The sequence below is a fragment of the Streptomyces sp. NPDC001194 genome, from assembly GCF_042896985.1.
In the GTDB taxonomy this organism is placed as follows: domain Bacteria; phylum Actinomycetota; class Actinomycetes; order Streptomycetales; family Streptomycetaceae; genus Streptomyces.
Map to the genome: position 1 here is coordinate 56,350 of NZ_JBIAXU010000014.1, position 19,093 is coordinate 75,442.

General features: G+C 74.5%; 3 protein-coding genes. 2 read left to right on the top strand and 1 reads right to left on the bottom strand.

Translation table 11 applies throughout. From position 1 onward, the window contains the following. Window positions 1-11 precede the first annotated feature (11 nt). Window positions 12-16,307, bottom strand: coding sequence for a type I polyketide synthase (locus ACFY1T_RS24995; protein ID WP_390790143.1), 16,296 nt, complete (start codon window positions 16,305-16,307; stop codon window positions 12-14). Window positions 16,308-16,684: 377 nt separating this feature from the next. On the opposite strand from ACFY1T_RS24995, the gene ACFY1T_RS25000 reads away from it, so the two are divergent. Together ACFY1T_RS25000 and ACFY1T_RS25005 are read left to right on the top strand one after the other, a co-directional pair. Continuing rightward, the gene (locus tag ACFY1T_RS25000; RefSeq protein WP_390790144.1) at window positions 16,685-18,229 is read left to right on the top strand and encodes an AMP-binding protein; all 1,545 of its coding nucleotides are present in this window, start codon (window positions 16,685-16,687) and stop codon (window positions 18,227-18,229) included. Window positions 18,230-18,306: 77 nt separating this feature from the next. Beyond that, window positions 18,307-18,936 carry a TetR/AcrR family transcriptional regulator gene (locus ACFY1T_RS25005; RefSeq protein WP_390790145.1) on the top strand — a complete coding sequence of 210 codons (630 nt, stop codon included), beginning with the start codon at window positions 18,307-18,309 and terminating at the stop codon, window positions 18,934-18,936. Window positions 18,937-19,093: the final 157 nt, after the last annotated feature.

The following is a 19,093-nucleotide window of genomic DNA, read 5'->3' on the forward strand; positions in this document are numbered from 1 at the left end:
GCCAGCCTCTCTTACTGGGAGTCGCCGGACGCGAGCGCGGCCCGGACCAGGTCGTCGATGTTCATGTTCTTGATGGCATCGGTGCGGTCGGGTGCGGGCTCCTCCTCGGCCCGGGCCTGGCCGGCGCCGCCCGCTTCGGCCAGGGACAGCAGTTGGTCGAGGAGTCCGGCCTCGCGCAGCCGGGCCAGCGGGATCGTCTCCAGCCGACGGCGGACCTCGGCCTCGTCGGCTCCGGCGGCCGGGGCGTCGGGCAGGTCCGGCAGGACCTCCTCCAGCAGGAAGCCGGCCAGGGCGCTGGGGCTCGGGTAGTCGAACATCAGCGTCGCCGGAAGGCGCAGCCCGGTGGCGGACTGGAGCCGGTTGCGCAGCTCGATGGCGGCGAGGGAGTCGAGGCCGAGCTCGGTGAAGCCCTTGCCGACGTCGATGGACTCGGGGCGGTCGTGGCGGACGGCGGCGACGTGGACCCGTACGAGGTCGAGCAGGTGGCGCTCCCTGTCGTCGGGGCTCAGGCCCGCGAGGCGCTGTTCGAGGCTGCCGGCCGGGGCGGCCTCGGCGGCCGGGACGGAGGCCGCGGCCGCCCGCTCCGGCTTGTGCGCCTGGGCCTTGAGCACGTCCCCCAGCAGCGCCGGGATCCGGGCCGCCTCGCCCTCGGGGGCCTTGAGGTGGATCGGGACGAGCAGCGGCTCGTCGATGCCGAGGGCGTCGTCGAAGAGCGCGAGGCCTTCCTCGGTGGTCATGGCCGGCATGCCGGCGCGGGCCATCTGGAGGAGGTCGCCCTCGGTGACTCCGCCGCCCAGTTCGGTCTTGGCGCTCCACAGGCCGAAGGCGAGGGAGTGGGCGGGCAGGCCCGCGGCCCGGCGGTGGGCGGACAGCGCGTCGAGGAAACGGTTCGCCGCCGCGTAGTTCGCCTGTCCTGCCCCGACGAGCAGGCCGGCGCAGGAGGAGAACAGGACGAACGCGTCCAGGTCCAGGTCCGCGGTCAGCTCGTGCAGGTTCCACGCGCCGTCCACCTTGGGCCGCAGCGCGTTGTCGAGCTGCTGCGGCGTCATGGAGCCGACGAGCGCGTTGTCCATGACGCCGGCCGCGTGGACGACGGCTGTCAGCGGGTGGGCCGCCGGCAGCGAGGACAGCAGGCCGGCCACGGCCTCGCGGTCGGCCGCGTCGCAGGCCGCGATGGTGACCTCGGCTCCCAGGCCCGCCAGTTCCTCGCGGAAGGCGGCGGCCCCGGCCGAGCCCATGCCCCGCCTGCTGGTGAGCAGGAGGCGGCGCACGCCGTGTTCGGCGACCAGGTGGCGGGCGACGAGTGCGCCGAGGCCGGTGGTGCCTCCGGTGATGAGGACGGTTCCGTCCGTACGGGTCCACGGCGCGGCGCCGTCGTCGGCGCCGTCCGCGACGCGGGCCAGCCGCGGTACGCGGACCTCGCTGCCGCGCAGGGCGAACGCCGGCTCGTCCACCGTGGCGACGGCGGGCAGGGAGCGGGCGGCGGCCGGTGAGCCGTCGCCGTCGACGAGGACGATGCGGCCGGGGTTCTCTTCCTGGGCGGCGCGCACCAGGCCCCACAGCGGTGCCTGGACGAGGTCCTGCGTCTCGCCTTCGGCGACCGCCACGGCGCCTTCGGTGACCACCATCAGCCGCGACGAGGCGAACCGGTCGTCGGCCAGCCAGTCCCGGAGCACGTCCAGCACCCCGTCCACGGCCGACCGTACGGCGGCGGGGACCGCCGCGCCGGCCGCGGCCGGCGCGGCCACGGGCAGCAGGACCACGTCGGGGGCCGCGGCGCCGGCCGCGAGGCTCGCGCCGAGGGCGTCGAGCCCGGCGTGCAGCGGGACCCCGTCCCCGAGGCCGAGCCGGTCGGCGTCGCCGAGCTGGACCCAGGCGCCGGTGGTGGCGGCGACTGCGCCGCCCAGCGGGAGCTGGTTCCAGCCGAGGCGGAACATCGACTCGCGGCCGCCGGATCCGGCGGAGGCCGCCGCACTGACCCGGTCCGCCGTGACCGGGCGCACGACGAGGGACTCGATCGTGGCCACCGGGGTGCCGAGCGGGTCGGCGAGTTCGAGCCGGACCGCGTCGGAGCCGCCGGCCGGGGACTTCGAGGCCGCCTGGGTGATGCGCACCCGCAGCCGGTTGGCGCCGGTCGCGTGGAGGGTGACGTCGGCCCAGGAGAACGGCAGCTGGGTGCCGCCGACGTCCTGGGGCTTGCGCCCGTCCATGAAGTCGGTGGCGCTGAGCGCCGAGTCCAGCAGCGAGGGGTGCAGGCCGTACTGGGCGGCCGCGGTGGCCGCCTCCTCGGGCAGGGCGACCTCGGCGAACGTCTCGCTGCCGCGCAGCCAGATCCCGCGCAGGCCGCGGAACATGGGCCCGTAGTGGTAGCCCTGGCCGGTCAGGTAGTCGTAGACGTCGCTGATGTCGACCGGTTCGGCGCCCTCCGGCGGCCAGACCGTCTGCCCGGCGCTGAAGTAGCCGGAGGCGGACGGCTGCGAGGTCCCGCCGATGAGGTAGCCCGTGGCATTGCGCGTCCAGGGCTGGTCGGCCGGGGCGGTGTCGGGGCGCGAGTAGACGGTGAGCGGGCGGCGCCCGTCCGCGTCGGCGGCGCCGGCGACGACCTGGACGGCCACGCCGCCACTGGACGGGATGGCCATGATCGACTCGATGGTCAGTTCTTCGACGACCGCGCAGCCGACCTCCTGGCCGGCCCGTACGGCGAGTTCGACGAATCCGGTGCCGGGCAGGATGACGGTGCCGAGCACGTCGTGGTCCGCCAGCCAGTCGTGCGTGTCGACGGACAGCCGGCCGGTCAGGACGGCGCCACCGGATTCGGGGGAGACGACGACCGCGCTGAGCAGCGGGTGACCGGCCGCGATCTGGCCGACGCCGGCAGGGTCTGTCGTGGCCACAGCAGGCATATCGAGCCAGTACCTCCGCTTTTCGAATGCGTACGTCGGCAGGTCGACCCGACGGGCGCCGCGGCCGGCGAAGAACCGCGACCAGTCGGGGCCGGCGCCACGCGTGTGGAGCCGGGCCAGCGCCGTCAGCAGGGCCTCGTTCTCGGGCCGGGACTTGGACAGGGTGGGGACGGCCACGGCGGCGGGGTCGTCCAGGACGCCCTGGGCCAGGGCGGTGAGCACACCGTCGGGGCCCAGTTCGACGAACCGGGTCACCCCCGCGGAGGCGAGGTGGGCGACGCTGTCCGAGAAGCGCACGGCCTCGCGGACGTGGCGCACCCAGTACTCGGCGGAGCCCAGCTGCTCGGCCGGGGCCTCGCTGCCGGTGACGTCGGAGACGATCCGGATCGTGGGCGCTCCGTACGCCAGACCCTGCGCGACCTCGCGGAAGGCGTCCAGCATCGGCTCCATGAGCGGCGAGTGGAACGCGTGCGAGACGCGCAGCCTGCTGGTCCTGCGGCCCTGCTCCTTGAACAGGGCGGCCACGGCCAGTGCCTCGGCCTCGTCGCCCGAGATCACGACGGATTTCGGCCCGTTGACGGCCGCGATGTCGAGGCGCTCGCCCAGGTGCGGGCGGACCTCTTCCTCGGTGGCCTCGACGGCGATCATGGCGCCGTCTGCCGGGAGCTCCTGCATCAGGCGGCCCCGTGCGGCGACCAGGGTGCACGCGTCCCCGAGCGGGAGCACGCCCGCCACGTGGGCGGCGGCGAGCTCGCCGATGGAGTGGCCCATGAGGAAGTCGGGCACGATGCCCCAGGACTCCAGGAGCCGGAACAGTGCCACCTCGAAGGCGAACAGCGCGCTCTGCGTGTGGACGGTCTGCTGGAGCAGGCCGGCCTCGGGCGAGCCCTCCTGCGCGAACATGAGCTCGCGCAGCGAGCGGCCCAGCCGGGGGTCCAGGTGGGTGCACACCTCGTCGAGTGCGGCGGCGAACACCGGGTGCTCGGCGTAGAGTTCGCGGCCCATTCCGGGCCGCTGGGCCCCCTGGCCGGAGAACAGGAAGGCGGTCAGGCCGCCCGGCGCCGTCGTGCCCTCGACCACCTCGGCCGACGGCGTGCCGTCCGCCAGGGAGGCGAGCGCCGCCAGGGCGCCGTCCCGGTCGGTGACCGGGACCACCGCACGGTGCTCGAGCGCCGCACGGGTCGTGGCCAGCGAGAAGCCGGCGTCGGCGAGCTCCAGGCCGGGGTCGGCGGCGAGCCGTTCGGCCAGCGCCCGCGCCTGCTCCCGCAGGGAGCCGGCGCTCTTCGCGGACAGCACCAGCGGTACGGCGGACAGCTTCGGCGCGTCCTGTTCGGGGGCGGCCTGGGCCGGCTCGGCGGTGGGCGCCTCCTCCAGGATCATGTGGGCGTTGGTGCCGCTGAGTCCGAAGGAGGACACCGCCGCGCGCCGCGGCACACCGGTGGGCTCCCACGGGAGGGCCTCGGTCAGCAGCTCGACGTCACCCGCCGACCAGTCGACCTCGGGCGAGGGCTCGTCGACGTGCAGGGTGCGGGGCATCACGCCGTTGCGCAGGGCCATGACGGCCTTGATGACACCGCTGACACCTGCCGCCGCCTGGGCGTGGCCGATGTTGGACTTGATGGAGCCGAGCCGCACGGGGCGGCCCTCGGGCCGGCCCTGGCCGTACGTCGCCAGCAGGGCCTGCGCCTCGATGGGGTCGCCGAGACGGGTGCCGGTGCCGTGGCCCTCGATCAGGTCGATGTCGGTGGTGCGCAGTCCCGCCGCGGCCAGCGCCTGCTGGATCACCCGCTGCTGGGACGGCCCGTTCGGCGCGGTCAGGCCGTTGGAGGCGCCGTCCTGGTTGATCGCGCTGCCGCGGATCACGCCGAGCACGGGGTGGCCGTTGCGTTCGGCGTCGGAGAGCCGCTCGATGAGCAGCATGCCGATGCCCTCGGCCCAGCCGGTGCCGTCGGCCGCTCCGGAGAACGCCTTGCACCGGCCGTCGGCGGCGAGGCCGCGCTGCTGGCTGAAGTCGACGTAGATCTCCGGCGTCGGCATGACGGTGACACCGCCGGCCAGCGCCATCGTGATCTCGCCGGCGCGCAGTGCCTGGCAGGCCATGTGGAGCGAGACCAGCGAGGAGGAGCAGGCGGTGTCGACGGTGACGGCCGGACCCTCCAGGCCCAGCGTGTACGCGACGCGGCCGGAGGCGATGCTGCCGGCGCTGCCGTTGCCGAGGTAGCCGGCGACCTCCTCGGGGATCTCCGGGAGGCGGCTGCCGTAGTCGTGGTACATGACTCCGGCGTAGACGCCCGTCTGGCTGCCGCGCATGGCGGTCGGGTCGATGCCCGCCCGCTCGAACGCCTCCCACGAGGCCTGCAGCAGCAGCCGCTGCTGCGGGTCCATGGCCAGGGCCTCGCGCGGCATGATGCCGAACAGCTCGGGGTCGAACTCGAGGGCGTCGTAGAGGAATCCGCCGGTGCGGGCGTACGTCTTGCCGGGGGTGCCGGGCTCCGGGTCGTAGATGCCTTCGGTGTCCCAGCCGCGGTCGGCGGGGAAGTCCGCGACGGCGTCCCGGCCCTCGGCCACGAGCTGCCACAGGTCCTCGGCGGAGCGGACCCCGCCGGGGAAGCGGCAGCTGATGCCGACGATGGCGATCGGGTCGTCGGCGGAGGCCCGGGTGGGGGCCTGGGCCGGGCGGGCGGGGGCCGCGGCGGCCTGGCCGAGCACCTTCTCCTTGAGGAAGTCGGCGACCGCACGGCTGGTGGGGTGGTCGAAGACGAGCGTGGCGGGCAGCTTGAGGCCGATGGCCCCGCCGAGCTGGTTGCGCAGTTCGACGGCGGCCAGCGAGTCGAAGCCGAGCTCCTTGAACGCCCGGTCGGCCTCCACCGCTTCGGGGCCGGAGTGTCCGAGGACGGAGGCCACGTGGGTGCGGACGAGGTCGAGCAGGAACCGGTCCCGCTCGGTCTGCGTGAGCCCGGCCAGCCGCGCGCCGAGCTCGTCCGTCCCGGCGCCGGCCCGGACGGCACTCGCCGTCCGCCGTGCCGGTCCACCGGCGAGTCCGCGCAGCAGGGCGGGGAGCTCGTCGGTACGGGCCCGCAGGGCGCTCCGGTCCACGCGCAGGGGAGCGACGAGTGCCTCGTCCGTCTCCAGTGCGGCGTCCAGGAGCGCCAGGCCCTCCTCCGCGCCGAGCGCGGGCAGGCCGAGCCGTGCCATCCGGTCCAGGTCTGCCTGGGCCAGTTCTCCGCCGAGGCCGGTGTTGACGGCCCACATCGCGTAGGCGACGGCGGTGGCGGGCAGGCCCGCGGCGCGCCGGTGGGCGGCCAGGGCGTCCAGGAAGACGTTGGCGGCGGCGTAGTCGGCCTGGCCGGAAGCCAGGACGAGCCCGCCCGCGGAGGACAGCAGGACGAAGGCCGTCAGGTCGAGCCCGGCGGTCAGCTCGTGCAGGTGCCAGGCCGCGTCGACCTTGGGCCGCAGTACGCGGTCCAGCTGGTCGGCGGGGAGGTCGGAGACGAGCCCGCCCTCGGCGACACCGGCGGCGTGCACGATGCCGGTGAGCGGCCGGTCCTGCGGGATGCCGGCGAGCAGTGCGGACAGCGCGTCGCGGTCGGCGGTGTCGCAGGCGGCGACGGTGGCCTCGGCGCCCAGGGCGGCGAGTTCGGCCTGCAGCTCGGCGGCGCCGGGCGCGGCGGGGCCGCGGCGGCTGGTGAGCAGCAGGTGGCGGACGCCGTGCTCGGCGGCCAGGTGGCGGGCGATCCGCGCACCGAGCCCGCTCGTACCGCCGGTGACCAGGACGGTGCCGTGGGTGTCCCAGGGCGCCCGCCGCGTCGCGCCGGGCGCGGCCGGGACGGCCTTGGCCAGGCGGGGCAGCAGTACCCGGCCGCCTCGCAGGGCCAGTTCGCTTTCGCCGGAGTCCGCCGCGACGGCCAGGAGTGCCTCGGAGGCGGGCGTCCCGTCGGTGTCGACGAGGACGAAGCGGCCGGGGTTCTCGCCCTGGGCTGCGCGCAGCAGACCCCAGACCGGGGCCTGGGTGAGATCGGGGGCGTCGCCGGGCGCGGCGGCGACCGCGCCCTGAGTGGCGACGACCAGCCTGGCCTGGGCGAAGCGCTCGTCGGCCAGCCATTCCCGGACCACGTCCAGGGTCTGGCGGGTGACGGCGTGCGCTCCCCCGGGGACGTCCGTACCGGGAGCACCGGTGACCCGGTGCACGACGAGGGCGGGCGGCTGCGCCGCGGTGCGCGCCTCGTCGAGGGGCACGGGAGCGGTGGCGCCGGCCGCGGCCGGGGCGTGCTCCTGCCAGTCGATCCGGTAGAGGGGCCGGTCAGCGCCGCCGTGTGCGCCGGCGAGCTGCTGCTCGGTGACCGGGAGGGAGACGAGTGATTCGACGGTCGCGACGGGGCGTCCCGTTGCGTCCGCCACCCACATCGCGCTGAGCTCGTCACCGCGCAGGCGGCGCAGGTGGACGCGGAGCGAGGTGGCGCCGGCGGCGTGCAGGGTGACGCCGTTCCACGAGAAGGGCATGAGGGTGGGAGCGTCGGCGCTGTCCTCGGCGTCGAGGAGGTCGGCGTGCATCGCGGCGTCGAGGAGCGCCGGGTGCAGACCGAAGCGGCCTGCCTCCTCGTGGGCCTCCTCGGGGAGCTCGACCTCGGCGAAGACGTCGTCCCCGAGCCGCCAGGCGGCGGTCATGCCCCGGAAGACGGGCCCGTATCCGTAGCCGCGTGCGAGCAGCCGCTCGTACGCGCCGTCCATCGGCACCGGGGTGGCGCCCTGCGGCGGCCAGGCGCTCAGGTCGAAGCCGGCTTCGGCCGCCTGGGGTGCGGCGGAACCGGTGGCGTGCCGGGTCCACGGACCGTCGGCCGCGGCCGTGGCCTCGTCACGGGCGTAGATGTGCACCGGGCGGGAGCCGGTCGCGTCGGCGGCGCCGACGACGGCCTGGACGGCGACGGCGCCGCCGCGCGGCAGCACCAGCGGGGCTTCGAGGGTGAGTTCCTCGAGCCGTCCGCACCCGACCTGGTCCGCTGCGCGCACCGCCAGTTCCACGAAGCCGGTGCCCGGGAGCAGGATGTTGCCGAGGACGTCGTGGTCGGCGATCCAGGCCTGGGTGGCGAGGGAGAGCCGGCCGGTGAGGACGGCTCCGCCGGTCTCCGGGGAGGCGACGGCCGCGCTGAGCATGGGGTGCTCGACGGGCTGGAGGCCCGCGGTGGCGACGTCGCCGGAGCGCGGGGAGATGCCGTCCAGCCAGTAGCGGCTGCGCTGGAAGGCGTACGTGGGCAGGTCGCTCCAGCCTTCGGCGCGGCCCGCGAAGAACGCGGACCAGTCGAGGGCGGTGCCCCGGGCGTGGGCCCGGCCGAGGCCGGCGAGCAGCTCGCGCTGCTCGTCGCGGTCGCGGCGCAGGAGCGGTACGAAGGCGGCGTCGGACTCGGCGGTGACGCTGTCGGCGCCCATGGCCGTCAGCACGGCGTCGGGGCCGAGTTCGAGGAAGGTGGTGACGCCGCGGCCTTCGAGGGTGCGGATGCCGTCGGCGAAGCGCACGGCATCGCGGACGTGGCGCACCCAGTACTCGGGCGTGCCCAGCTCGTTCGCGATCTCACCCGTGACGTTGGAGACCACCGGGATGGCGGCCGTGCCGTACGTGAGGGTCTGCGCGACCGCGCGGAACTCCTCGAGCATCGGCTCCATCAGAGCCGAGTGGAAGGCGTGCGAGACCGTGAGCCGCTTGGTCTTGCGGCCCAGCTGGCCGAGCCGGCCGGCCACGGCGAGGACGGCGTCCTCGACACCCGAGAGCACCAGCGAAACCGGCCCGTTGACCGCGGCGATGTCGACGCCCTCGACCAGCAGCGGCAGCACCTCGTCTTCAGTCGCCTGGACGGCCACCATGGCACCGCCTTCGGGCAGCGCGTTCATCAGCCGCCCGCGGGCAGCCACCAGCTTGGCCGCATCGGCCAGCGACAGCACACCGGAAACGTGCGCGGCAGCCAGCTCACCGATCGAATGACCCGCCAGGAAGTCCGGGCGGACACCCCACGACTCGAGCAGCCGGAACAGCGCCACCTCGACGGCGAACAGACCGGTCTGCGTGTACGCGGTCCGGTTCAGCAGACCCGCGTCCTCACCCCAGACCACATCCTTCAGCGGGATCTCCAGGTGCCCGTCCAGCTCAGCGACCACCGCATCGAACGCGGACGCGAAGGCCGGGAAGGCCCCGTACAGTTCGCGGCCCATGCCCGGACGCTGCGCACCCTGACCCGTGAACAGGAAGGCGGTCCTGCCCGAGCGGGCCGTGTCGCGCACGACGGCTGCGATCTGCCGGTCCTCGGCCAGGGCCGTCAGGCCGCGGACGAGTTCCTCCCGGTCGGCGCCCACCACCACGGCACGGTGCTCGAGGGAGGCGCGGGTGACCGCCAGGGACCGCCCGGCGAGGGCGAGTTCCGAGTCGTCGAGGCCTTCGAGGTGGGTCAGCAGGCGCTCGGCCTGTCCGCGCAGGGCGTCGGCGGTGCGGCCGGAGACCACCCACGGGACGGGTCCGGCGGCCACGGGGGCCGGTGCGGGTGCGTCGGATCCCTCGGAGGTCTGCGGGGCCGCGGTGGCCGGAGCGCCCTCCAGGATCAGGTGGGCATTGGTGCCGCTGATGCCGAAGGAGGAGACACCGGCGCGGCGCGGGCGGCCGAGGTCGGGCCAGGCGCGGGCCTGCGTGAGCAGTTCGACGGCGCCCGACTCCCAGTCCACCTGCGGGGACGGCTCGTCCACGTTGATGGTGCCGGGCAGGGTCCCGTGGCGCATGGCCATGACCATCTTGATCACACCGGCGACGCCGGCGGCGGCCTGGGCGTGCCCGATGTTCGACTTGATGGAGCCCAGCAGCAGGGGCTGCCCGCCCTCGGGACGCTCCTGGCCGTAGGTCTCCAGCAGGGCCTGGGCCTCGATCGGGTCGCCCAGCTTGGTGCCCGTGCCGTGGCCCTCGACCGCGTCGACCTCGGCGGCCGTGAGGCCGGCGGAGGCGAGCGCCTGGCGGATGACCCGCTGCTGCGAGGGGCCGTTGGGGGCGGTGAGGCCGTTGGAGGCGCCGTCCTGGTTGACCGCGCTGCCGCGGATCACGGCGAGGACGCGGCGGCCCTCGCGCTCGGCGTCGGAGAGGCGCTGGAGCAGCAGCATGCCGACGCCTTCGCCCCATCCGGTGCCGTCGGCGCCGGAGCCGAAGGACTTGCAGCGGCCGTCGGGGGCGAGACCGCCCTGACGGCTCATGTCGATGAACGTGTCCGGGTCGGACATGACGGTCACGCCGCCCGCGAGGGCCAGGGAGCACTCGCCGCGCTGGAGGGCCTGCACGGCGAGGTGCATGGCGACCAGCGAGGAGGAACAGGCGGTGTCGACGCTGACCGCGGGGCCTTCGAGGCCGAGGGTGTACGAGACGCGGCCGGAGACCACGCTGGCGAGGCTGCCGTTGCCGTGGTAGCCGGCGACGTCCTCGGGCAGCGGGCCCAGGCGCAGTCCCCAGTCGTGGTACATGACTCCGGCGAACACGCCGGTGGAGCTGCCCTTCAGCGCGTGCGGGTCGATGCCGGCGCGCTCCAGGGTCTCCCAGGAGATCTCCAGCAGCAGGCGCTGCTGCGGGTCTATGGCCTTGGCCTCGCGGGGGCTCATCCCGAAGAACTCGGGGTCGAACTGGGCGGCGTCGTAGAGGAAGCCGCCCTCGCCCGCGATGCTCTTGCCGGGCGTGCTCAGGCTCGGGTCGTACAGGTCCTCGGCCCAGCCTCGGTCGGTGGGGAAGGGGCCGACGCCGTCGCGGCCCTCGGCCACGAGCTGCCACAGCTCCTCGGGCGAGGTGACCTCGCCGGGGAAGCGGCAGGCCATGCCGACGATGGCGATGGCCTCGTCGGTGCGCGGGGCCACGGCGGGGGCCGCGGCGGCGGGCCGGGTCGCGGCGGCGGGGGCCGTCTGCCCGAAGGCCGACATGATCTTGCCGTCGAGGTGTTCGGCGAGCACGTCGGGCGTCGGGTAGTCGAACGTGAGGGTGGCGCTCAGCCGCAGTCCGGTCGCCGTGTTGAGCCGGTTGCGCAGTTCGACGGCGGCGAGCGAGTCGAAACCGATCTTGTTGAACGCCCGGGTGGGGCTGATCTCGTCCGCACTGTCGTGGCCCAGGACCGCGGCGACGTGGGTGCGCACGAGGGTCAGGAGGGCCTCGGCGCGGTCCTGCGGAGTGAGCGTGGCGAGGTGCGCGCCGGGCTGCGCGGCCTGGGCCGCGCCGGGCGCGGCGGCCCGCTGGGGCTGCGTCCGTACGAGGGAGCGCAGCAGCGCGGGCAGGGCGTCGGACCGGCTGCGCAGGGCGGCCTCGTCGACGCGTACGGTCATGTACGAGGGCTGCGGACGGTCCACCGCCTGGTCGAGCAGGGCGAGGCTCTCGGCCGCGGTCAGCGGCTGGAAGCCCTGGCGCCTGATGCGCTGGAGCGCGGACTCGTCGAGGAGGTCCTCCATGCCGCCGCTGCCGGTCCACAGTCCCCACGCGAGGGAGCTGGCGGGCAGGCCGCGCAGCCGGCGGTGGGCGGCGAGGCCGTCGAGGAAGAGGTTGGCGGCGGCGTAGTTGCCCTGGCCGGGGCCGTCGACGAACGCGGCCGTGGAGGAGAAGAGCACGAAGGCGCTGAGGTCTGCCTCGCGGGTCAGCTCGTGCAGGTGCCAGGCGGCGTCGGCCTTCGGGCGCAGCACGGCGTCCAGCCGTTCGGGGGTCAGCGAGGTGACGAGTCCGTCGTCGATGACGCCCGCGGCGTGCACGACGGCGGTCAGCGGACGCTCCGCGGGGACGGCTGCGAGAACGGCGGCGAGGGCGTCGCGGTCGCCGACGTCGACGGAGGCGATGGTGACCTCGGCTCCCGAGGCCCGCAGCTCCGCCGCCAGTTCGGCGGCGCCGGGGGCGTCCGGTCCGCGCCGGCTGGTGAGCAGCAGGCCGCGGATGCCGTGGACGCCGACCAGGTGGCGGGCGATCTGGGCGCCGAGGCCGCCGGTGCCGCCGGTGACCAGCACGGTGCCGTGCGCGGCGCGCTGCCAGGCGGGGGCGCCGTCGGTCGCGGGGTCGGTGGACTTGGCCAGGCGGGGCACGGTCAGGGCGCCGCGCCGGACGGCGAGTTCCGGCTCGCCGGAGGCCAGGGCGGCCGCGAGGGCCCGGTCGGACTCCTCGGTGCCGTCGGTGTCGACGAGGACGAACCGCTGCGGGGACTCGGCCTGCGCGGAGCGCAGCAGCCCCCAGACCGGGGCCTGGGCGAGATCGACGTCCTCGCCGGGCAGGGCGGCGACGGCGCCGCGGGTGACGACGGCGAGGCGCGAGGCGGCGTGTCGCTCGTCGGCGAGCCATGCCTTGACGGTCGCCAGGACGGCGCCCGTCACGGCCCGGACGGCGGCCGGCGGGGCGTCCGCCTCGGCCACCGGGCACGTGTAGAGGACTGCCTCGGGGGTCGGGGCGGTGGGCTCGAGCGCGTCGAGGGCCACGGGCGCGGGGGCGCCGGCGGGGGCTTCGGCCGCGAGCGGCGTCCACCGCACCTGGTGGAGGACGTCGCGGTGGCCGGAGCGGGCGGCGCGGATCTGCTCGGCCGAGACCGGGCGCACGACGTAGGAGTCGATGGATGCGACGGGTGCGCCCTGGGCGTCGGCGAGGGTGAGGCTGACCTCGTCGGTGCCGGTGGCGACGATCCGTACGCGGACGCTGGAGGCGCCCACGCCGTGGAGGGCGACGCCGGTCCAGGCGAACGGGACGCGGGTGTCCTCGGAGACCGGCTCCGGCGAGGCGAAGTCGGTGGCCTGCAGGGCCGCGTCGAGCAGCGCCGGGTGCAGGCCGAAGGCGGGGGCGTCGGCGGCCGTACGGGCGTCGAGGGCGACCTCGGCGAACACCTCGCCGTCGCGCCGCCACACGGCGCGCAGTCCGCTGAAGGCCGGGCCGTACCCGTAGCCGTTGCGGGCCATCTGCGCGTACAGGCCGGAGATGTCCACGACCTGCGCTCCGGCCGGCGGCCAGGTGCCGGCGAGCTCGCCGGACGCGGGGGCCGCGGTGGCGGAGGGGGACAGGATGCCGGTGGCGTGACGCACCCAGGGGGTGTCCTGGGCGTCGTCGCCGGGGCGGGAGTGGAACTCGACGGTGCGCCGGCCGGTGTCGTCGGGGGTGCCGACGTACGCCTCGAGAGCGGTGCCGCCGGTGTCGGGAAGCGCGAGCGGGGCTTCGAGGGTCAGCTCCTCGAGCACCGGGCAGCCGGCCTGGTCACCGGCCTGGAGGGCGAGCTCCAGGAAGGCGGTGCCGGGCAGCAGGCAGGTGCCGGAGATGACGTGATCGGCCAGCCAGGGCTGGGTCTGGAGCGAGAGCCGCCCGGTGAGGACGAGGGCGTCGGAGCCGGCCAGGCGCAGGGCGGCGCCGAGCAGCGGGTGCTCGACGGTGCTCTGGCCGAGCAGGGTGGCGTCGCCCCCGGCGGGCGGGGTGTTCAGCCAGAAGTGGCGGCGCTGGAAGGCGTACGTGGGCAGCTCGACGCGACGGCCGCCCTGCCCGGCGTGGAAGGCCTCGCCGTGCACGGCGGTGCCGCGGACGTGGGCGGCGGCCAAGGCGGAAAGGAGTTCGCGCTGCTCGTCGCGGCCGCGCCGCAGCACGGCGGCGAAGACGGCGTCGCCCGCTTCGGGCAGGCAGTCCTGGCCCATGGCGGACAGCACGGCGTCCGGCCCGAGTTCGAGGAAGGTGTCGACGCCGTTCTCGGCGAGCCAGGCGATGCCGTCGCGGAAGCGGACGGCGCTGCGGACGTGGCGGACCCAGTACTCCGGGGAGCAGAGCTCTTCCGTGGTGGCCACCCGGCCGGTGACGTTCGAGACCACCGGGATGGACGGGTGGGAGTAGTCGAGGATCTCGGCGACGCGCCGGAACTCGTCGAGCATCGGCTCCATGAGCGGCGAGTGGAAGGCGTGGCTCACCTGGAGCCGCTTGGTCTTGCGGCCGAGTGCGGAGAAGTGCTCCGCGACGGCGAGGGCGCTCTCCTCCTCACCGGAGATCACGACGGCGTGGGGTCCGTTGATCGCCGCGATGCCGAGGGCGGCCTCGTGTCCGGCGAGTCGTTCGAGGACCTCGGCCTCGGTGGCCTGGAGGGCGATCATGGCTCCGCCGGCGGGCAGTTCCTGCATGAGGCGGCCGCGGGCGGCGACGAGCGTGGCCGCGTCGTCGAGGGTCAGGACGCCCGAGACGTGGGCGGCCGTCAGTTCGCCGAGGGAGTGTCCGGCGAGGAAGTCCGGCTGGACGCCCCAGGACTCGAAGAGGCGGTAGAGGGCGACCTCGACGGCGAACAGGGCCGTCTGCGCGAAGACGGTCTGGTGGAGCAGGCCGGCCTCGGGGCTGTCCTCGGCGGCGAACAGCACGTCCTTGAGGGGGAGTTCGAGCTGGAGGTCGAGGTGGCCGGCGGCCTCGTCGAGGGCCTTGGCGAAGACCGGGTACGTGTCGTACAGCTCGCGGCCCATCGACAGGCGCTGGCTGCCCTGGCCGGTGAAGAGGAACGCCGTGCGGCCGCCGGTGACGGCCCCTTCGGTGACACCGGTGGCGTCGGCTCCGTCCTGGACGGCGGTGAGCCCGCGCAGGAGCTCCTCGCGGCCGGCGCCGGTGACGACGGCGCGGTGGGGCAGCGCGGCCCGGGTGGTGGCGAGGGAGTAGGCCACGTCGGCCGGGGAGGGTCCGTCCGCGGCGGCGAGGACCGGCAGCAGCCGGCCCGCCTGGGCGCGCACGGCGGCCTCGCTGCGGGCGGAAATCACCAGGGTGGTGACGGCCTGGGGGTCGGGCGTCCCGCCCTGGGCGGCCTGGTCGAGGTCCTCGGCCGGGGGCTCCTCGATGATGACGTGGGCGTTGGTGCCGCTGACGCCGAAGGCGGAGACGCCCGCCCGGCGAGGTTCGTCGCCCTTGGGCCACGGGCGCGCTTCGGTGAGCAGCTCGACCCGGCCCGAGTTCCAGTCGATGTGCGGCGAGGGCGCGTCGACGTGCAGGGTGCGCGGCAGCAGGTCGTGGCGCATCGCCATGACCAGCTTGATGATGCTGGCCGCACCGCCCGCGGCCTGGGTGTGTCCGAGGTTGGACTTCACGGATCCGAGCCACAGCGGCTCGTCCTCGGCGCGGCCCTGCCCGTAGGTGGCCAGGACGGCCTGGGCCTCGATGGGGTCGCCGAGGGTCGTGCCGGTGCCGTGCGCTTCGAGGGCGTCGACCTGGCCCGCCGTCAGCCCGGCGTCGGCGAGGGCCTCGCGGATGAGCTTGCGCTGCGAGCTGCCGCTGGGGGCGGTCAGGCCGTTGCTCGCGCCGTCCTGGTTGACGGCGGTGCCGCGGACGACGCCGAGTACCTGGTGGCCGTTGCGGCGGGCGTCGGACAGCCGCTCGAGGACGAGGACGCCCGCGCCCTCGGCGAAGCCGGTGCCGTCGGCGGCCGCGGCGAAGGGCTTGGGGATGCCGTCGGCGGCCAGGCCGCGCTGGCGGCTGAAGGCGGTGAAGGTGCCGGGGCTGCTGAGGATGGCCACGCCGCCGCTGAGCGCGAGCGAGCATTCGCCGCGGCGGAGGGACTGCACGGCCAGGTGCAGGGCGACCAGGGAGCCCGAGCAGGCGGTGTCCACGGTGAGGGCGGGGCCTTCGAGGCCGAGGGTGTAGGCGATGCGCCCCGAGATGACGCTGGCGCCGATACCCGTCAGCAGGTAGCCGTCGAGGCCGTTGGGGGCCTCGTGGACCCGCATGCCGTACTCCTGGGACTCCGCGCCGACGAACACGCCGGCGCGGCTGCCGCGCAGCGAGTCGGGGGCTATGCCCGCGCGCTCCAGGGCCTCCCAGGCGGTTTCGAGCATCAGCCTCTGCTGGGGGTCCATCGCGGAGGCCTCGCGCGGGCCGATGCCGAAGAAGTCCGCGTCGAACTCGGCCGCCTCGGCGAGGAATCCGCCCTTGCGCACGTACGTCTTGCCCGGGACGTCGGGGTCCGGGTCGTAGAGGCCGTCGAGGTCCCAGCCGCGGTCGGCCGGGAAGTCGCCGATCACGTGGCCGCCGTCGACGACCAGCTGCCACAGCTGGTCGGGGGAGGCGATCCGGCCGGGGTAGCGGCAGCCGATGCCGACGATGGCGATGGGCTCGTCGTCGTCACCGCCGGTGCGGCGGACCGGCACCTCGATGTCCTCCTCCGCCAGCCCCAGGACCTCGGAGCGCAGGTGCTCGGCGAGCAGCGCCGGGGTGGGGTGGTCGAAGCCGACCGTCACGGGCAGGGACAGGCCCGTGCGGGCGTTGATCCGGTTGTGCAGCTCGACCAGGCCCAGCGAATCCAGGCCGAGTTCCAGGAAGGGACGGCCGACGTCCACCACACCCGTGGTGTCCGGCCGGCTCTTTCGCAGGGTTTCCTCGGTCTGTTCCCGGACAATATCGAGCAGGATTCGGTTCTGTTCCGCGACCGGCATATTCTCCAGTCGGCGCGCCAGATCCACTCGTTCCGCCCGCGAAGAAACGTCATCGGAAACGAAACTTCCAGTCTCGCGCATCGACACACTCCACGTCATCGGTGTTCTGCGGGCACGCCACACCCACGGGCAGCCACAAAAATTCACCGTACGCAGGTGGGGCCGATGCCTATACCCCTAACGCCCCCTACGCGCTCCCCTAGCATCGGCAATGCGCCGACCGATACGATCCGCCCTCCCCCGCCATTCAAGCGAGACTCTTGCAATCCCCCGATCGGCGGCCGTTAGAGTAATGACCGGCGTATACCGACGCTCTCCGGCCGGCAATGTTCCACGACCCGACTAGGGAAATCAATCGCATGAGCTCGATCGACAGAATGCATGAGTTTCTGCTGTCCAGCGCGGGCGCGTCACCGGAAAAGCCCGCCGTCATCGAAGCGGACCCGGAGGGCGGTCTGCGGACCCTCTCCTACGGCGGCCTGAAGCGCCGGACGCAGGAGTACGCCGCGGCGCTGGACACGCTCGGCCTCGACGTCGGCGACCGGGTGATCCTGGAGTCGGACACCTCCGCCTCGGCCATCGCCGCCTTCCTGGCCTGCTCCTCGCTCGGGCTGACCTTCGTACCGGTCACGCCCTCGACTCCGCGGGAGCGGCTGCTCGCCGTCATCGGCGCGGCCGAGCCCGCCCTGTACCTCCAGGCCTCGGACGGCAAGCGCACCGACCTCCCCGAAGGGCTGGGGACGGGGCGCTTCGGCCCGGAGGGGCTGCTCGTCGAGCGGGCCCCCGCGCCGCGCGTGCGCCACCGGCGCGAGGTCCTGACCACGGACCCGGCGTACATGATCTTCACCTCGGGCACGACCGGGCGCCCCAAGGGCGTGATCATGACGCACCGGGCGATCATCGCCTTCTACCGGGGGATGCTGGAGCGCTCGTTCGTCACCGCAGAGGACCGGGTCGCCACGACCTCGCCCCTGCAATTCGACTTCTCCCTGCTCGACATCGGCCTCGCGCTGGGCAGCGGGGCGACGGTCGTACCGGTGCCGCGGGCCCGGCTGCCGTGGCCGCGGCGTTTCCTGCAGTTCCTCGCCGATACGGGTGCGACGCAGGTCAATGGCGCTCCGTCGATCTGGCGGCCGGCCCTGCGCCACGAGGCGGCGGCGCTCGCCGAGCTCACCCAGCTGCGCGGAATTCTCTATTCCGGAGAGGCTTTCCCGCCTCCGGAGATCCGGCACCTGCAGCGGCTGCGGCCCGGCATCCGGATCGTGAACTGCTTCGGCAGCACCGAATCGGTCGCCTGCACCTTCACGGACGTGCCCAACCCGCTCCCCGAGGACGTGGACCGGCTCAGCATCGGGAGGGCGCACACCGGCGCCGACATCACCCTGGTCGGCGAGGACGGCCGCGTCGTGCACTCCCCCGGCGCCGTGGGCGAGATCCACCTGCGCAGTGCGGCACTGTTCTCCGGCTACTGGGGAGACCCCGAGACCACCGGGCGGGCGCTGGTACCGGACCCCCTCAATCCGCGCTCGGGCCAGCTGGTGTTCCGCTCCGGCGACCTCGCCTACCGCGACGAGGAGGGGCAGCTGTTCTTCTGCGGCCGCGCCGACTCCATGGCCAAGATCCGCGGGAACCGGGTGGAGCTCGGTGAGGTGGAGCGACGGCTGCTGGGCCACCCGGCCGTCGCCGCCGCTGCCGCCCTCGCGCTGCCCGCGGGCGACGACCACGTGCTGGGCGCGTTCCTCGTCCTGGCACCGGACGCCGACGAGCCGAGTGCGGCGCAGCTGACGGCCTTCGTCGCCGAGACCCTGCCGGCGTACATGGTCCCGCAGGAGCTGCGCGTCCTGAACTCGCTGCCCACGACTCCCAACGGCAAGACCGACCGGGCCAAGCTGCTGGCCACCTTCACTCCCGTGACGGTCTGATCAGGTATACGCTCGTATACGAGCACCCGTTTGTCCAGCTAATATGTGCACTTCAAGACCTGAGATTGGAAGCCTTGATGGGACACCGCGAAGACCTGTTGATCGGAGCCAAGCGCTGCCTTATCGAGCTGGGCTACGGGCGGACCACCGCGCGGGACATCGTCAAGGCCTCCGGCGCGAACCTCGCCTCCATCGGCTACCACTACGGCTCCAAGGAGGCCCTGCTCAACCAGGCCCTCATGGCGGCCATCAGTGAGTCCGGGGACGAGCTCATCTCCGTGTCGTCGGCCTCGACGGCCTCGGACCTGAGTCCGCTGGAGCGCTTCGAGGACATCTGGACCCGCCTCATCACCCACTTCCCGAACTACCGCCAGGTGTGGGTGGCCAGCTTCGAGGCGCTCGCCCAGGCCGATCACGCGCCGGTGGTGCGCCAGGCCCTGGCCGACGGCATCGAGCAGGGCCGCGAGGGGATCACTTCCGTCTTCGACGACGCCGGCCTGCTCAAGAACCTCACCGGGCCGCTCAGCGACTCCGACAAGCGGGCCCTCGGCTCCTTCTACCAGGCGCTCTTCATGGGCGTGATGGCCCAGCTGCTGGTGGACCCCGACCGGGCCCCCTCGGGTTCCGACATCGCCAACGCCCTGCGCATCCTCAGCACGATCAGCAACGAGCCGGCCTCCGACCAGCCGCACGCCGTCGCCTCCTGAGGTCGGGGCCCCGGGCCCGAACCCGCCGCAACGCGAAGGCCCCGGGCCGGGGGGGGGGGGGGGGGGGCCGGGGGCGGCCCCCCCCCCCCCCCGCCGGCCCCCCCCCCCCCCCCCCCCGGGCGCGCGCGGCCCCGGCGGGCGGGCCGCCGCGCCCGGG